The sequence below is a fragment of the Amycolatopsis vancoresmycina genome, from assembly GCF_000716785.1.
GTDB classification, from domain to species: Bacteria; Actinomycetota; Actinomycetes; order Mycobacteriales; family Pseudonocardiaceae; genus Amycolatopsis; species Amycolatopsis vancoresmycina.
On record NZ_JNYY01000006.1, the window covers coordinates 328,623 to 342,349 of the forward strand.

At 71.0% G+C, this 13,727-nt stretch carries 12 protein-coding genes and 3 tRNA genes; 7 read left to right on the top strand and 8 right to left on the bottom strand.

Annotation, left to right across the window (positions count from 1 at the left end; genetic code table 11):
- Positions 1-29 precede the first annotated feature (29 nt).
- A complete protein-coding gene (locus OO60_RS16610) occupies positions 30-1,013 on the bottom strand; it encodes a hypothetical protein (protein ID WP_155848831.1) in 984 nt (327 codons plus the stop codon).
- A 391-nt stretch (positions 1,014-1,404) separates the two neighbouring features.
- Between OO60_RS16610 and OO60_RS16615 the strand changes: the two genes are divergently transcribed.
- Together OO60_RS16615 and OO60_RS46460 are read left to right on the top strand one after the other, a co-directional pair.
- On the top strand, positions 1,405-3,603 hold the full coding sequence (locus OO60_RS16615; RefSeq protein WP_063749398.1) for a helix-turn-helix domain-containing protein: 2,199 nt from the start codon (positions 1,405-1,407) through the stop codon (positions 3,601-3,603).
- A gap of 325 nt (positions 3,604-3,928) precedes the next feature.
- A complete protein-coding gene (locus OO60_RS46460) occupies positions 3,929-4,093 on the top strand; it encodes a hypothetical protein (protein WP_155848832.1) in 165 nt (54 codons plus the stop codon).
- Between the two features lie 150 nt (positions 4,094-4,243).
- Here OO60_RS46460 and OO60_RS16620 read toward each other — a convergent pair whose 3' ends face one another.
- The 4 genes from OO60_RS16620 to OO60_RS46465 all read right to left on the bottom strand — a co-directional run bounded on the left by OO60_RS16620 (position 4,244) and on the right by OO60_RS46465 (position 5,780).
- Entirely contained in the window at positions 4,244-5,110 is an 867-nt protein-coding gene (locus tag OO60_RS16620) for an alpha/beta fold hydrolase (protein WP_003060743.1), read from the bottom strand.
- Between the two features lie 370 nt (positions 5,111-5,480).
- A tRNA-Glu gene (locus OO60_RS16625) sits at positions 5,481-5,552 on the bottom strand.
- Positions 5,553-5,584: 32 nt separating this feature from the next.
- Positions 5,585-5,660, bottom strand: a tRNA-Arg gene (locus OO60_RS16630).
- 51 nt (positions 5,661-5,711) lie between these two features.
- A tRNA-Trp gene (locus OO60_RS46465) sits at positions 5,712-5,780 on the bottom strand.
- 290 nt (positions 5,781-6,070) lie between these two features.
- Between OO60_RS46465 and OO60_RS16635 the strand changes: the two genes are divergently transcribed.
- From OO60_RS16635 to OO60_RS16645, 3 genes are all read left to right on the top strand, one after another.
- Entirely contained in the window at positions 6,071-7,132 is a 1,062-nt protein-coding gene (locus OO60_RS16635) for a hypothetical protein (protein ID WP_003060746.1), read from the top strand.
- A complete protein-coding gene (locus OO60_RS16640) occupies positions 7,129-8,049 on the top strand; it encodes a hypothetical protein (protein WP_003060748.1) in 921 nt (306 codons plus the stop codon). The genes OO60_RS16635 and OO60_RS16640 overlap by 4 nt, the downstream gene beginning before the upstream one ends.
- A 71-nt stretch (positions 8,050-8,120) precedes the next feature.
- Positions 8,121-9,335 carry a L,D-transpeptidase gene (locus tag OO60_RS16645; protein ID WP_003060750.1) on the top strand — a complete coding sequence of 405 codons (1,215 nt, stop codon included), beginning with the start codon at positions 8,121-8,123 and terminating at the stop codon, positions 9,333-9,335.
- Positions 9,336-9,400: 65 nt separating this feature from the next.
- Here OO60_RS16645 and OO60_RS16650 read toward each other — a convergent pair whose 3' ends face one another.
- Entirely contained in the window at positions 9,401-9,844 is a 444-nt protein-coding gene (locus OO60_RS16650; RefSeq protein ID WP_003060754.1) for a hypothetical protein, read from the bottom strand.
- Positions 9,845-10,367: 523 nt separating this feature from the next.
- Between OO60_RS16650 and OO60_RS16655 the strand changes: the two genes are divergently transcribed.
- Positions 10,368-11,054 (top strand): hypothetical protein, encoded by a 687-nt coding sequence (locus OO60_RS16655; RefSeq protein WP_003060757.1) that lies wholly within the window; start codon positions 10,368-10,370, stop codon positions 11,052-11,054.
- A gap of 123 nt (positions 11,055-11,177) precedes the next feature.
- On the top strand, positions 11,178-11,810 hold the full coding sequence (locus OO60_RS16660) for a hypothetical protein (protein WP_003060759.1): 633 nt from the start codon (positions 11,178-11,180) through the stop codon (positions 11,808-11,810).
- A gap of 132 nt (positions 11,811-11,942) precedes the next feature.
- On the opposite strand, the gene OO60_RS16665 is transcribed toward OO60_RS16660, so the two are convergent.
- Complete coding sequence (locus OO60_RS16665; protein ID WP_003060762.1) at positions 11,943-12,890, bottom strand: hypothetical protein; 948 nt, start codon at positions 12,888-12,890, stop codon at positions 11,943-11,945.
- Between the two features lie 334 nt (positions 12,891-13,224).
- A complete protein-coding gene (locus OO60_RS16670; RefSeq protein WP_003060764.1) occupies positions 13,225-13,722 on the bottom strand; it encodes a MerR family transcriptional regulator in 498 nt (165 codons plus the stop codon).
- Between the last annotated feature and the right edge of the window lie 5 nt (positions 13,723-13,727).

Below are 13,727 nucleotides of genomic sequence, written 5' to 3' on the forward strand. Positions count from 1 at the left end.
CCCTCGGCGAAGTGACGAGGGCTGGCAGCTCAGGGGGACGGCTGCCAGCCCACGCCGTACGACCGCGCCGGCCGCAGGTCGCGGAAGCCGGTGTGCACTTCGCCCGCGTTGTCGAGGAACAGCGGTTTGCGCGCCGGCATCGGGTCCTCGGCGTCCTTCGAGAAGTCGCCGTCGATGCGCCAGACGCGCTGCGGCGGGTCGCGCCGGTCGAACCGGACGTTGAGCTCGAAGCTCTCGCACGGGAATTCCGGCGTGCAGCAGTAGAACGGCGCCGGCAGCTCGGCCAGCCGGATGCGGAAGAAGAACGCGTGCTGGTCACCGGCGTCCAGCGGCTGCGGCGGCCGCAGGGTGAACGCGACGCGAGTGGAGCTGACCAGCCGCACGGAGTGCACCTCGCCGCCGGCGACGACGTCGATGCCGAGCCCGGAGAGGTCCGGCGGGCTCGTGGTGCTGGCCGGCCGGGCCAGGGAGATCGCGTGTTCGACGTCGGCGAGCCCGGCGACGTGGCTGACCACCGTGCGGGTCTCGAACACCTCGGCGGCGCCCCCGGTCAGGGTCAGGTTGACCGCGAGGTCCGAGGTGTGCCACGGGCCGTCCTGGCTGATCGCCGAGACCCCGCCGAACGGCGACGGCGCGCTGTACGCGGCTTCGGCGATCAGGTAGATCACGTCGTCGGCGCGACGCTGCATGGTGCGCACGTTGCGGTCGGCGCCCGACCCCAGCAGTTCCAGCCGCTGGGTGTAGCGCTCGTTCGCGCCGGTGCCGAATCCGAGCACGATCCGCGCCGTTTCCCGCTGCGCTCCCGGCAGTTTTTCGATCAACCGGCGAAGCGTGTCGACGACCTTGCCGCGAACCGTTCCGGCGTTGTCCTCGTCGTGAACGCCACACACTTCGCGCAGCCGTTCACCGGCGATTGCGGGCAGGTTCTTCGCTTGGATGCCCAGCCCCTTGCGAAGCAGTTTCAGCTCCGCTGAGAGAGCGTTGATCTTCGCGTCGGCCGCCTCCTGAGCCAAGCCGCCCACCTCCGTCTTGGTCGTTGCCAGGGGAGTCTACTCAGCTTCGCCCGCCGTCCACGACAGCTGTCGGCCGTTTCCGCCGGTTTCCAGTTCCGGGAAACAAGGCAGGACACGGCGGGCGTGCGCGTTTTCTATTGGGAGGCAACGGGAAACGTCTGTCATCGTGAAATTCGCCGGGTCACGCTTGCGTCGTCGGAATCCTCCGGCAACCAAGGAACCCGCCGCACGGAAACGGCGGCGGGGTGATCGGGAAAGGACGGAAGCGATGCACACGCACCTCGTCATCGTGCTCGGCCAGCTCGTGTCCCTGCTGGGCTGACCGGGAGCAGGCCGGCGGGCCCGGGCCGCCGGCCTTCCCACCGTCCACCGAATACAGGATGATCGGGCCATGCCGGACTTTGGAGCGGAATTGAAGCGTCGCCGAGCAGCGGCCGGCATGTCTCTGACGGGCCTCGCCGCGTCCGTCCATTTCACCAAGGGTTACCTGAGCAAGGTCGAGAACGGCAAGGTCCGGGTGAACCGGGAGCTCGCCAAGGCCTGCGACCAGGCGTTGAACGCGGGCGGAGAACTGCTCGCACTGGTGGCGGAATCCGCATTCCCCGCCCGCCGGAACGCCGGCGGCATCGCCGGCCTGCCGGACAGCGGCCGGTACTTCGTCGGCCGCGAAACCGAACTCGCCGCGCTTTCCGCGCTGCTCCTCGGCCCGGACGACGCCCGCGTCGGGGTGGTGCACGGGATGGCGGGGGCGGGCAAGACGGCGCTGGCCGTCGCCGCCGCCCGGCGGGTCGCGGACTCCTTCCCCGACGGCTGCCTGTTCTTCGACCTCCGCGGCCACACCCCCGGCGCCGCCGAGCTCTCGCCCTGCGAGGCCCTGCAGCGGCTGCTGCGGCTGCTGGACGTGCCCGCCGGGCAGCTCCCCACCGACGACGACAGCCTGGCCAACCTGGCCAGGGACCAGCTGCGCGGCCGCCGGATGATCCTCGTGCTCGACAACGTCCGGTCCGCCGAGCAGATCCGGGCCATCACCGGCGGCGAGACGCCGTCCCGGATCCTGGTGACCAGCCGGGGCCGGCTGCCCGCCCTCGACGACGCCTGGCACTTCCCGGTCGGGGTGCTGCCGCTCGACGACGCCGTGCACCTGCTCCGGTCCGTCGCCGGGAGCCACGCGCCGGCCGACGAAGCCGTGACGACCGAGATCGTCCGGTACTGCGGGCAGCTGCCCCTCGCCGTGCGCATCGTGGCCGCCCGGTTCGTCGCGGGCGGCTGGACCGCGGCGAGGCTGCGCGACCGGCTGGCCGACGAAACCACCCGCCTCGGTGCCCTGGAGGACGGCGAGCGGAGCGTGGAGACCGCGTTCGCCGTCTCGTACGAAGCGCTGCCGCCCGACCGGCAACGGCTGCTGGGCCTGCTCGCCCTCCACCCCGCGGCCGCCGCGGAAACCGGTGCGGTCGAGGCACTGGCCGGCCTCGCCCCCGGCGAAGCGGACCGGCTGGTGGACCGGCTGCACGACGCGCACCTGGTCGTCCGCGACCAACGCGGCTACGTCGAGCTCCACGACCTGATGCGCACCTTCGCGGCGAAGCACGCCCTCCCGCGGATCGAACCGGCCGACCAGGAAGCCGCCGTGCGCCGGCTCGTCGACCACTTCGTCGCGATGACGCTGGCGGCCGACGAACTCGCCGAACCCGGCCGGTTCCGCCCGCCCGCCGGCCTGCCGGTCCCGGCCCACCTGCCCTTCTTGGACGCGGCCGGCGCGCTCGCCTGGCTGGGCGCCCAGTGGCCGGCCCTCGCCGACGTCGTCGACACCGCGGCCGGGCACCGGCTGCACGACCGCTGCTGGCAGCTGGCGTTCGTGCTCCGCGCGTTCTTCTTCCGCGAGAAGCTGTTCGAGCCGTGGATCCGCACGCACGAGCGCGCGCTCGACGCGGCGCGCGCGGCCGGCGACCCGAGCGCGACCGGCATGATCCTCAACAACCTCGGCATGGCCTACCTGGAGTCGGGCCGCGTCGCCGAAGCCGTCGCCATGCACCAGCAGGCCCAGGAGCAGTTCGCGCTGGCCGGCGACGACCGCGGCGCCACCGACGCGCTGTCGAGCCTGGCGTGGGCACGCCTGTACCGCGACGAAGCCGAGGCGGCCCTGACCGACCTCACAACGGTGCTGGCCGTCTACCGCCGGACCGGGCGCACCCGGAACGCGATGATCGCGCTGCGCGGGATCGCCCTCGCGGCGGCGGCCCTCGGCCGGTTCCCCGAAGCCCGGTCCGCCGCCCTCGAGGCGGCCGGGCTCGCCCAGCTGCCGGTCGACCGGGCGATGTCGGCCAACTGCGAAGCCTGGGTGCACTTCCGCGCGGGCGAGCTGGCCGACGCCGAGCGCTGCTACCACGACGCGGCCGAGGTGGCCGACGACGCGGGCAGCGAGTACGAGCGGGCGCGGGCGCTGACGGGCCTGGGCAACACGGCGGCCGAGCGCGGCGACCGGGCGACGGCGGAGCGCTGGTGGGCGGAGGCGGCGGCCTACCGGGTCCCGCTCAACCCCGCCGTCCTCGGCGAGGCCGAGTACCGGAACCGGCCGGCGTTCACGGAGTGATCCGCGCCGGGAAACCGGCCAAAAACCGGACAGATCCCGGCCACGCCGCCCCGGGCGGTAGCGAAGGCCGCCGTCGCGGCGATCAACGGCGGAGAAAGCCGAATCCGTGGTGAGGTCGCCGTCATGACAACGCACTGAGTTCCGAGGACCAGGAATCCCGGCTGCCGCCGGTGTCCCGGGGTTTCCTGGTCGGAAGCCGTTTCCGGAAACGGGAAACGCCTTGTCGCCCGCTGTCTCCTGGCACATGATTGAACCAGTCCGCAATTCCGCGGAACACCGCGGAATCACTCTCCCGCAGCAACGGGAAAATCGCCAGGAGCCTGCCATGATGGTCGTCTGTTCCGTTTCCGCCCTCGTCCGCACGGCCCTGTTCATCGTCGCGCTCGCGCTGGTCGCCGGGCTGGCCATGGCCGGGCCGTCCGAGTCCGCCACCACGCCCGGCACCGGCGCCGGCCCGGCGGTGTCCACGTCCGAACCCGTCACGCACTGAGCGCGCACCCGGCCGTCAGTGCTCTTCCGGCCCCAGGTGCTCGACCAGCCTGGCCAGCTGGTCGGCGTACCGCCGGACGAACCCGGCCTACGCCTCGCCCCCGGCGCTCGCGCGGGTGTTCACCGCCGGCGTCGGCGGAGAGGGCTCGGTTCAGCCTTCGAGGACCTCCCGCAGCTTCCGGGCGAACGCTTCGGGCTGGCCGGCGTAGCCGAACTCGCCGCCGAGGAAGCCGCCGTGGTGGCTCGGGAAGACAGTCGCCTCCTGCCCGAGCAGCGCGGCTGTCCCGATCGCGGCCCGGCCGGTGAAGACGTCACGGGACTCCACGCCCACCGCGACGACGATGCGCGTCGGCGCCGCGGCCAGTGCCTCGACGTCGGGCTCGTACGCGGTGACGGCCACGGAGCGTTCGGACAACAGCGGGTCGTCGCGACGGCCGTCGTCCTCGGTGGGCAGGCCGGCCTGGGCCGGATCGGCCGGTGGGAGCGCGAAGAAGTCCTCGGTGAACTCGCCGCACCACGACCCCAGCGCCATGAACGCCGCCATCCCGGCGCCGAACCCCTTGGCCTGGTAGGCGTCCCGCATGGCCTGGGAGGCGCGCTCGGCCGCGGCGGCATCGGGCAGCGACCGGATGAGCGGCGGCTCGTGGGCGACGAGGGTCCGGACGTCCCCGGGGTGGGCCGCGACCAGGGCGAGCGCGGTGACCGCGCCGCCGCTGCTGCCGAACACGTCGACCGGGCCGGCGCCGAGCGCCTGGATCACGGCGTGCAGGTCGTCAGCCTGGAGGGCGGGCACGTGGTCTTCGCGCCCGTCCTTGCGGACGCTGCGCCCGAGCCCGCGCGGGTCGTAGGTGACCACCGTGCGGTCGGGGAAGTGCGACGCCAGGGTGCCGAAGCCCTCGGCGGTCATCGGCTGCCCCACCATGAGCAGTGGTGGCCGCGGGCTTTCGGCGGGCGACGGGCCGTGGACGTCGTAGACGATGCCGGCCTCGGGTCTTTCGAGCGTGTGCGTGGTGGTCATGGTTTCCTCCCCGGTTCGGACCTGGTGCAAGCAGGCTAAACCGGGGCACCGACAGTTTCCGCCGTTCGGAGACCCGCCCGGGAGTCGAACCCGGTACCGGCGGCTTTGCAGGCCGCCTCATGACCGTCATGACACGGGTCAGGTGGTGCCGTCGCGCGCCGTGGTGTCGATCCACGTCGGCGGGGCTTATGAGGCCCCGCTGGTTGCCGAACCGCGCGCGTGAGTGGCCGACCGGACTCGCACCGGCTTCGCCCGGGGCCACAGCCCGGGGCCTCGTCTCCTTCGGCATCGGCCACGGTGGAAGACGTGGGTGTCGAACCCACCGAGGCGATCGTGCAAGGATCGCCCGCGCTCCGGCGCGTCTCCCCGGTAGCGCGTCCGGGAGTCGAACCCGGGTCTCCCGGGTGAGAACCGGGGATCCGTACCGCTGGACCAACGCGCCGCCGGGCCGGCACGCCCCCTCGGCGCGCCGGCTGGTGCCCCCGGCCGGAGTCGAACCGGCGACCTGCGGCTTCGGAAGCCGCTGCTCTGTCCACTGAGCTACGGGGACGCACCCGCGTCGCCCGCACTGTTGCGGCCGAGACGAGCGCAGGGAAAAAGGCACCGGCGGAAGGAGTCGAACCCTCAGGCCGCGGTTTTGGAGACCACGCCGCTTCCGAAGCACGCCGATATAAGAATTGCGAGCACACAAAAGAGAAAGCCGCCCGGATCGGTTTCCCGAAGGGCGGCTCCCGTGCCATGACACGCACTCAGGTCATGGTGGAGAGCCGGGAAGGTGGTGCCACCGCAGGCAGCAGGCCATCGACGCACACACGACGGCTTCGGCGGTGTGCCGCGCCTCCGCGTTCGACGTGTGCATCATGATCACTCCCGTTGTTTTGTGTGCGACCATCATTGCGCAGCCGGCCGGGCCGGGTCAACGCATTTATCGAAACAATTCGGACTGGTAGAGTGGGCGCCATGACGGGCCCAGTCCGGCGGGATCGGCGCGCGCAACCGGTCCACGCACCGCGGGGCGACCGGGCGGGCAGGCATGAAGGCACCCCGGCCGTCCGGCGCATCCAGGCCCTGCAGCGGCACGCCGGCAACCAGGCGGTCGCCGGGCTGCTGGCGGTCCAGCGTGCGGGCAAGGAGGACGAGGCCCAGTTCAAGCAGTACGCGAAGGACGGCGACTGGGCGCGGGCGGCCTGGCAGCTGGCGAACTCCGACGCGAAGGACAACCTGGCGGCGCTGGTGCGGACGTTGGACCCGGCCCAGCTGGCGAACCTGACCGAGGGCGCCCGCCACCACGGCGCGACAGCGGTGGTCGACGCGGTGGTCGCCGTCAACCGGCGCGCGGCGATCATCGGCACGGTCCGGTTCCACGTGTGGCGGCACGACTGGGCGGAGGCCGCCCGCTACCTGAACGGCATGGAGCACACCGACGGCCGCAGGCTGGAGGACTCGCTGCTCGCCTCGGGGCTGCTCGACCACGCGGGCCTGATCGAGATCATCAAGCTGAACAAGAACCTCAAGCTCCGCGCGGGCGACGCGATCACCCTCGCGGGCAAGCAGTTCATCGTGTACGAGTCGACGGTGCGCTTCGACGGAACACTGGCCTGGCGCACGAACAACCCGGGCGCCCTGCGGCGCGACGAGCCGCTGTCGGGCTCGATCGGCCACGACGAGCGCCTGTTCCTGATCTTCCCGGACGCCGAAACGGGCCGGAAGGCGGCGCGCGAGAACCTGCGGTTCCAGCTGTTCCACAACCCGAACCTGGGCGAGGACCCGACGCTCCTCGAGGTGATGGAGGCATACGCCCCGGCAGCGGACGGCAACCAGCCGGACGTGTACGCGCAGAAGATCGCCGACGCGTTGCACGTGACACCGCAGGCGAAGGCCCGCAGGTTCAGCACGCCTCAAATGGAGACGATGCTGAACACGATCATCGGAACGGAGACAACGACCGAGGGCACCGAGCGCCCCCACGACTCCCCGGACCTGCCCCGGGACCTCCTCGGCCTCCTCGGCCACGGCGGTTGAACCGCGGAAAGTCCTCCGATCGAGATCGCGCACGGCGGCCCGGACGCTGGCCCGACCTCACCGCCACAGCCGTCCTGCTCGGCGGCCGTCCCGCGGTCGCGGTCACGCTGCTGGCTTTCCCGCCACGGCTCACCGAGTCCGTCTACCTGGGGAAGATCGGGGTGCCGCCCGCCGCCGTCAAAGCGGCCACCACGGCGTTGTGGCGGCAAGGCACGACGTGGGTGTTCTCCGTGTCGGCCTTCGCGTTGTGCGCGACATTCGTGCTCAACCGGGTGCAGAACGTGCTGCAGATCTCCACCAGCCCGCTCGACCCGGTCGACTACTTCGTCCTGACCTTCACGTACTTCGGGCTCCTCGCCGCCGCGTACGGAGTTCGTTCGCTGTCGATCCGATCTCGCCTGCTCGCGTCTTCCGTCCGCTGCGCCCGGCTGGTCCGCGCGATGTGTCCGGACCCGTCGCCGGACGCCACGCAACTTGCGATCGAGTCGTTCACCCACCTGGACCTGCGAGGCAGTCGCGGGCGTGATCCGCTTTTCCAGCTTCTGCTGCGCAACCCCCGCCATCGGCACCGGACGACGGCCGGGGTCGCCTGGGCGCTGACCCGGGACACCGCTCACCTGAGCGGTCGATCCGTCGGCACGGCGACGACCCTCGGCGAGGTGCTGCTCTGGTTCGCGCAGAGCCCCCGCGACCCGCGGCGCCGCCCGATCGTCGCCGCCTACCTGGCCGAGCTGATCACCGACGTCGCCAACCACGCCCCGATCCGCGACGCCGACTTCACCCCGGCGGCCAGGTACCGCACCCGATCTCCCCGGGAACGGGCCGTCCGGCGGCTGCGCTCCCTGGCCACCGGCGCGCTGACCACCGGCATCCTGGTGGCGCTCGTCGCCGCTGTGCTGCGGATCTGGGTCAAGTGACCGCCGCTGCCTCGAGAGATCGGATCGTTACACAACGCCGGGCTCCGTCGCACGTCTGATGGATCGTGAGAGTGATCCGCATCGCCGGGCTGGGCTTGGCCGCGTTGTTGCTGGCCGCCTGCAGTGGACAGACCGAAACCGTGGGGACCGCGCAGGCGGCCGGGATGGCCGGCCCGACCGGGACCGGGACCTCGTCCGTGCCCGGGGTGCCGGCCGCAACCGTCGCCTTCGAGGGCGGGGACCAGCTGAGTCCCAAGGACCCGATCGTCGTCAAGGCGGCGGGCGGGACCCTGCAGGCGGTCACCGTCACGAACCCGCAGACCGGCAACGCCGTCAAGGGCGAGCTCTCGCCGGACAAGACGACCTGGACCAGCCAGGACCGCCTCCGGTACGCGGCCACCTACCAGGTGGTCGCCACCGCCGTGAACCCGGCGGGCGCCGCGAGCGAGCAGCGCGGGGAGGTGCACACCATCAAGCCGTCCGCGGTCGCCACGCCCGCGCTCTTCCAGGGGGCCTCGGGCGACTTCGGCGTCGGCCTGGTCATCGGGCTGAAGTTCGACCACGACATCGCCGACAAGGCCACCGTCGAGAAGTCCTTCAAGGTGACGTCCTCGCCCGCACAGGACGGCGGCTGGTACTGGGTCGGCAAGCGCGAGGTGCACTACCGGCCCAAGGACTACTGGAAGGCCGGCTCGACCGTGAAGCTCGAGACCACGACCTTCGGCATGCCGATCGGGGGCGGCGCGTACGGCGGCCAGGACGTCTCGGCCACCTACAAGGTGCACGACTCCTGGGTCGCCAAGGCGGACGGCAAGACCCACCAGATCAAGGCGTTCCACAACGGCGAGCTGGTCAAGACCGCGCCGATCAGCATGGGCAAGACCGCCGACACCCCGCCGCGGGGTGCGACGCCGACCTTCAACGGCACGCACACCGTGCTGGGGAAGGAAGAGCACAAGATCATGGACTCCTGCACCTACGGCGTCTGCGAGGGCGACCCCGGCTACTACAGCGCGCCGGAAAACTGGAACGTCCGCATCTCCGGCGACGGCGAGTACCTGCACGAGAACCTGAAGACGGTCGGCGTGCAGGGCCGGGACAACGTCTCCAACGGCTGCCTCAACATGAACACCGAGAACGCCAAGTGGTTCTTCGACACCTTCAACGTCGGTGACGTCGTCGAGGTCACCAACTCGGGCGGCCCCCAGCTGGCCATCAACAACGGCCACGGCGACTGGGCCATCAGCTGGACCGCCTGGCAGGCCGGCAGCGCCCTGCACGGCTGAAGCGCGAGACGGACGACTGCGGCGGGTGTCCACTCCGGGCACCCGCCGCAGTCGCGATCAGCCGGTCAGAAGCACGTGTCGGTCGGCACCCACTTGTGGGAGCGGATCACCACGCCCGGGAAGCCCGGGGCCGACTGGCCCTGGTAGAGGAAGTAGCCGACGTTGCCCCCGTAGTTCGCCTGCGTGTACATGCAGACCCCGGCGTAGCTGCTGCTGGTCCCGTGGTTGTAGGAGGCGTTCACCGGACTGGCCGACCAGGAACAGGTCACCGATCCACTCCGCCAGTCGTTGTCCGCGTTGCTCCAGCTGCAGCGGTTGCGGCTGCCGTCGCTGACCGGCCACACGCAGAGGTTCCCGGACGAGCACGACAGGGCCAGGACCGAGTCGCCGGACGACACCCCCACCGGGGCGTAGACGGTGACGGGGTGGGCAGGCGCCGCGGACGCGACACCCACCGAGGCCAGCAAACCCGCGAAGACGACGAACAGGATCGACAGCGTTCGTTTCATGATCCCCCCATGGGGTCGGCGATCAGGACCCGCGGAGTATTTCGAGGTGATCATGTCTCCGGCGGACCGTTCGAACCTGGTCGAAACGCCCAGCTCACGCCGTCACGGCCGAGGGCCCCGCTCCGCCGCGATTGACACACAAGCCCCCTGATCGTGTCACGTGAACCATTCGAAGCTCAGGGGCATTGTAGCCATATCGGATGAATTGACGGCGCACGCTCAGCGTGCACCCATTCGACTTCAACCGAGTTCATTTCCACTGGTCGGCCCGGTGGGCATGAGTTTCGCAACGGTCGAAACCGGATCAATACGGTCCCGGAAACGGGGGTAAGCGGGACCGATGCACGACGTGTGATTATGGTGAACGGGCGAATCGGCGTGATGTGCGACGAACCGGGGAGGCGACGCGGTGAATGCCAGTCGGATCCTCGGGCGCGCGTTGGTCGTGATCGGTGGCGCCGCTGCGGTCTCCGCGATCGCATGGCTGACGGGCACAGCATCAGCCAGTACCGTGACCCGGGTCATGGACGAGCCGATCGGGTCGAGTGTCCCGGCGGTCGTGCCGACCATCGACCCCGCCCGTACGCAGGCGAACGGCTCGGTTCCCGTGGTAGGGCACGCCACCGACGCTGCGCCGGCCACCGTTGCCCGGGTGCGCGACCTGTCCGGATCAGCCGCCCCCACGGCCGCGCTGGCCGACGCGCTCGAAACAAGCGCGTCCCACACGGTGGCTTCCGTGCCGGGCACCGTCCCCGCGATCGGACGCATCGCCGTGACGGCGACCGACCTGACGCGACTGATCACGGCGACCGACGACCCACACCACGACATCGGCTCCACGCCCGAAGTCCCTGCTCCCGCGGGGTCGAACGACCTCGCGCACGCACCGGCGAACAGCGGCGGGCGGGAACGTCCGACTGACCGTGCCCTGGTGACGATCCCGGTTCGCCCGGCCACGACAGCGATCACCGAGCAGCCACTCACTGAGCCCCGGTCCGATCACGGCACAGGTGGACTCGCAGGACGACCGTGGCTGCCGTCCTGCGTGGTGCCTGCCAGTGCCGGTCACGCCACCGGCCACGACCGCAGTGGCGGCGACGCGGTGCAGCCGGCCGGCGCGCAACACCCGCAGCCGTCGCACCACCGGAATGGCGTGCCGGGCCAGGCCGTGACGTCGGCCGAAATCCAGCCGGGCGTCACGCCGGACTGATACCGCCACGGGTCGATATCTGCAGTGAAGCCTGCCTGCATATGCGGGCCGACCCCTTCACCGGCAGAAACCTGGTCAGTCAAGCATTTCTCACCTCCATTGTTGATCGAAGGAGTATTTGTCATGCGCGTGCACACGAAGCGAACCCTGCAGATCGCGTTGGTCAGCGGCGCCCTGCTGACGGTCGGCGCCGGTAGCGCCTCCGCGGCCGAGACCGACAACCCCGGCGCGCCCGCCTCACCTCTGGACCAGCTGGCCGCGACCAGCGTGGATCTGCAGCACCCGGTTCAAGCCCTCGACCCGGTGCTGCACACGGTGCCGTTGCACCTGTTCCCGCTCGATCCGGCGCCGCGCCCCGAAGCCGACGGCGACCAGCCGGAACAAGATCTCAACGCCCCGCTGGGCAGTGAGCTGGCCGCGACCGAACTGCCCACCCTGCCCCTAACGGCGACGGCCGACCGACCCACGGGCACGCCCGTCGACGGCCACCTGCCGGCACTGCCGGTCCGCGGTGACCTCTCCACCCAGCCCCTCGATCCCGCGGCCGGCACCCGAGTCACCGGCCTCAGCACCGCCATCCCGACCGAGGCCGGTCAGCCGACCGACGGCCGGCGCACGCACCTGCCCGCAGCCGGCCTTCCCCTGCTGGGCGGCCTGCTGCCGAGCACCAACGGAGCACTCCCGACCCTGAACGGGCTGTCCGACCTGACCAAGTCGGCCTCGCTCACGGGGCTGACCGCGCTCCTGGGCAAATAGCAGCACCGCTCACCCACTTTCAGGGCCGGACGCACACCCGCGTCCGGCCCTGAACTCTGCTCACACCCTCAACGCGAGAAACGCGCTGGAAAACGAGCCCCGAGGCGTACTTCGATTGCGCGGGCGTCGTGCTCAATCGAGCACAGTCAGGTCACTCCGAATCGCCGGCCGCCACGGCACAACCCCCTGATAGGGCAGAACTTCCTGGCCTGGAGGCACCACGTCTGCCCAGTCGAACCGGCCGCCGTCGTAGACGGACACCGAGATCCGGCGGCCGATCAGCGACCGATCGCTGCCTGCCGTCACCGTTGCGGTGGCGATCGCCACCGGGCCGCTCGCGTCGAGTTCCGTGACCGTCGCGTCGAACGTGGTTGCCGCGCCGTCGCTGATGGTGATCGTGCCGGTCGCCGCCGACGGTGGTGCGCCCGCGGGTGCGTCCGCGTTCACCTTGATCTTGCGGCCCCCCTGGTCGAGAGTGCCCTTGATGTGCCGTTCGGGCAGGCCGTTCCGGCTGCCGGGAACGCCGCCGCGTGGCCCCGGCACCGGCGTGTGAACGGTGAGCGTGCTCTGGTCGAGCGCGAGGAACGGTACGTGCGCCTGCCCCGGGGCGACCGGCTCGCCGGCGAAGCCCCAGGCAAAGCCGACACGGTCGCCGTCGGGGCGGTCGGCCACGCTCAGCGCGACCGGGGTGCCGATCATCGGCAGATCCGGGTTGCCCGGATTGTTCTTCCAGGTGACGACGCCGTTGAGCACCGCGAGTGAGCCGGCCGCCGTCAGCGTGTCGATGGTGCCGCCGAACGCCGCGTAGAGGCTGCCGTCCGGCTCGGTGTGCACCGCCTGCCACTGGCCCGTGGCGTGCCACGGGTTTCCGGGCTGCGGGGTCGCGTGGGCGTCCAGGCCGAAGGTGACCGGTTCGCCGGCCCACATCGGGAACCGGTCGCCGGGCAGCAGCCCGTGCCCGGAACCGCTGACGCTGACCGTCGTGGCCGGATCGGCCACGGCCGCGGTGGTGCCGCCCACCAGCGGCAGGGTCGTGGCGAGCCCGATGGCGAGCGCGCGCAGGCGTGATCGAGTGGTCATCGTGAATCTCTCCCCAGAGCAGTCGACGGATCAGTAACACCGTTATAGGACGCCTGGCCTGAGAGCGCGGACCGGTTTTCTCAGCCGGTCGGCGAGACGTCTTGGCTGTTCAGCTGACAGGGGCAGGAGTCACCGGCCACAGCGGCCGAATCCGCCACCAGCGCAGCCGCGCTCATGCCGACGAGGCGATGAGACGGGAACCCCGACACCTCCCGTCGAGACGTGGGTTCCCCGGGCCCGGCCCGGCTCGAACGGGCTGCCACCCTCAGCCGCGATGAGGCACTGGTCAAGCGGAGAACCAGGGCCTCACCTAACCCTGATTAGCGCGACTTGCTCAGGGGGTCTCGGCTCGCGCCGGGCCGGAGGTCGTCTCCGGTCCGGTCGAGCCGCCGTACGTGGCGATCTTGTATTCGGTCGCGGCGAGGGACAGCGTCAGCTCGCGGATGCGCCGCCGGATCGTGTCGCGGTGCTCGACGAGCATGTCGAGCCGCTCGGGCACGGTGTCCGCCCCGGCGTCGACGAGCTCGATGTAGTGCTGCAGGTCGCGCATCGGCATCCCGGACAGCCGCATCCGGGTCAGGAACACCAGGCGCCGCACCGCTTCTTCGTCGTAGACGCGGTATCCGCTGCTGTCGCGGCCGACCTCGACGAGCCCGGCGCGTTCGTAGTAGCGGAGGGTGTGCGGCGAGATGTCGAGCATGTCGGCGACCTCGGCGATCGTCATCGGCTCGGTCATCCCGCCCACGTCGGTCAGCCGGTGGATCGCCTCGACCGACACGTCGTCTTCGCCCAGCATCGCCAGCGCCCTGGTCAGCAGCTCGTCCGTGGCCATGCCGT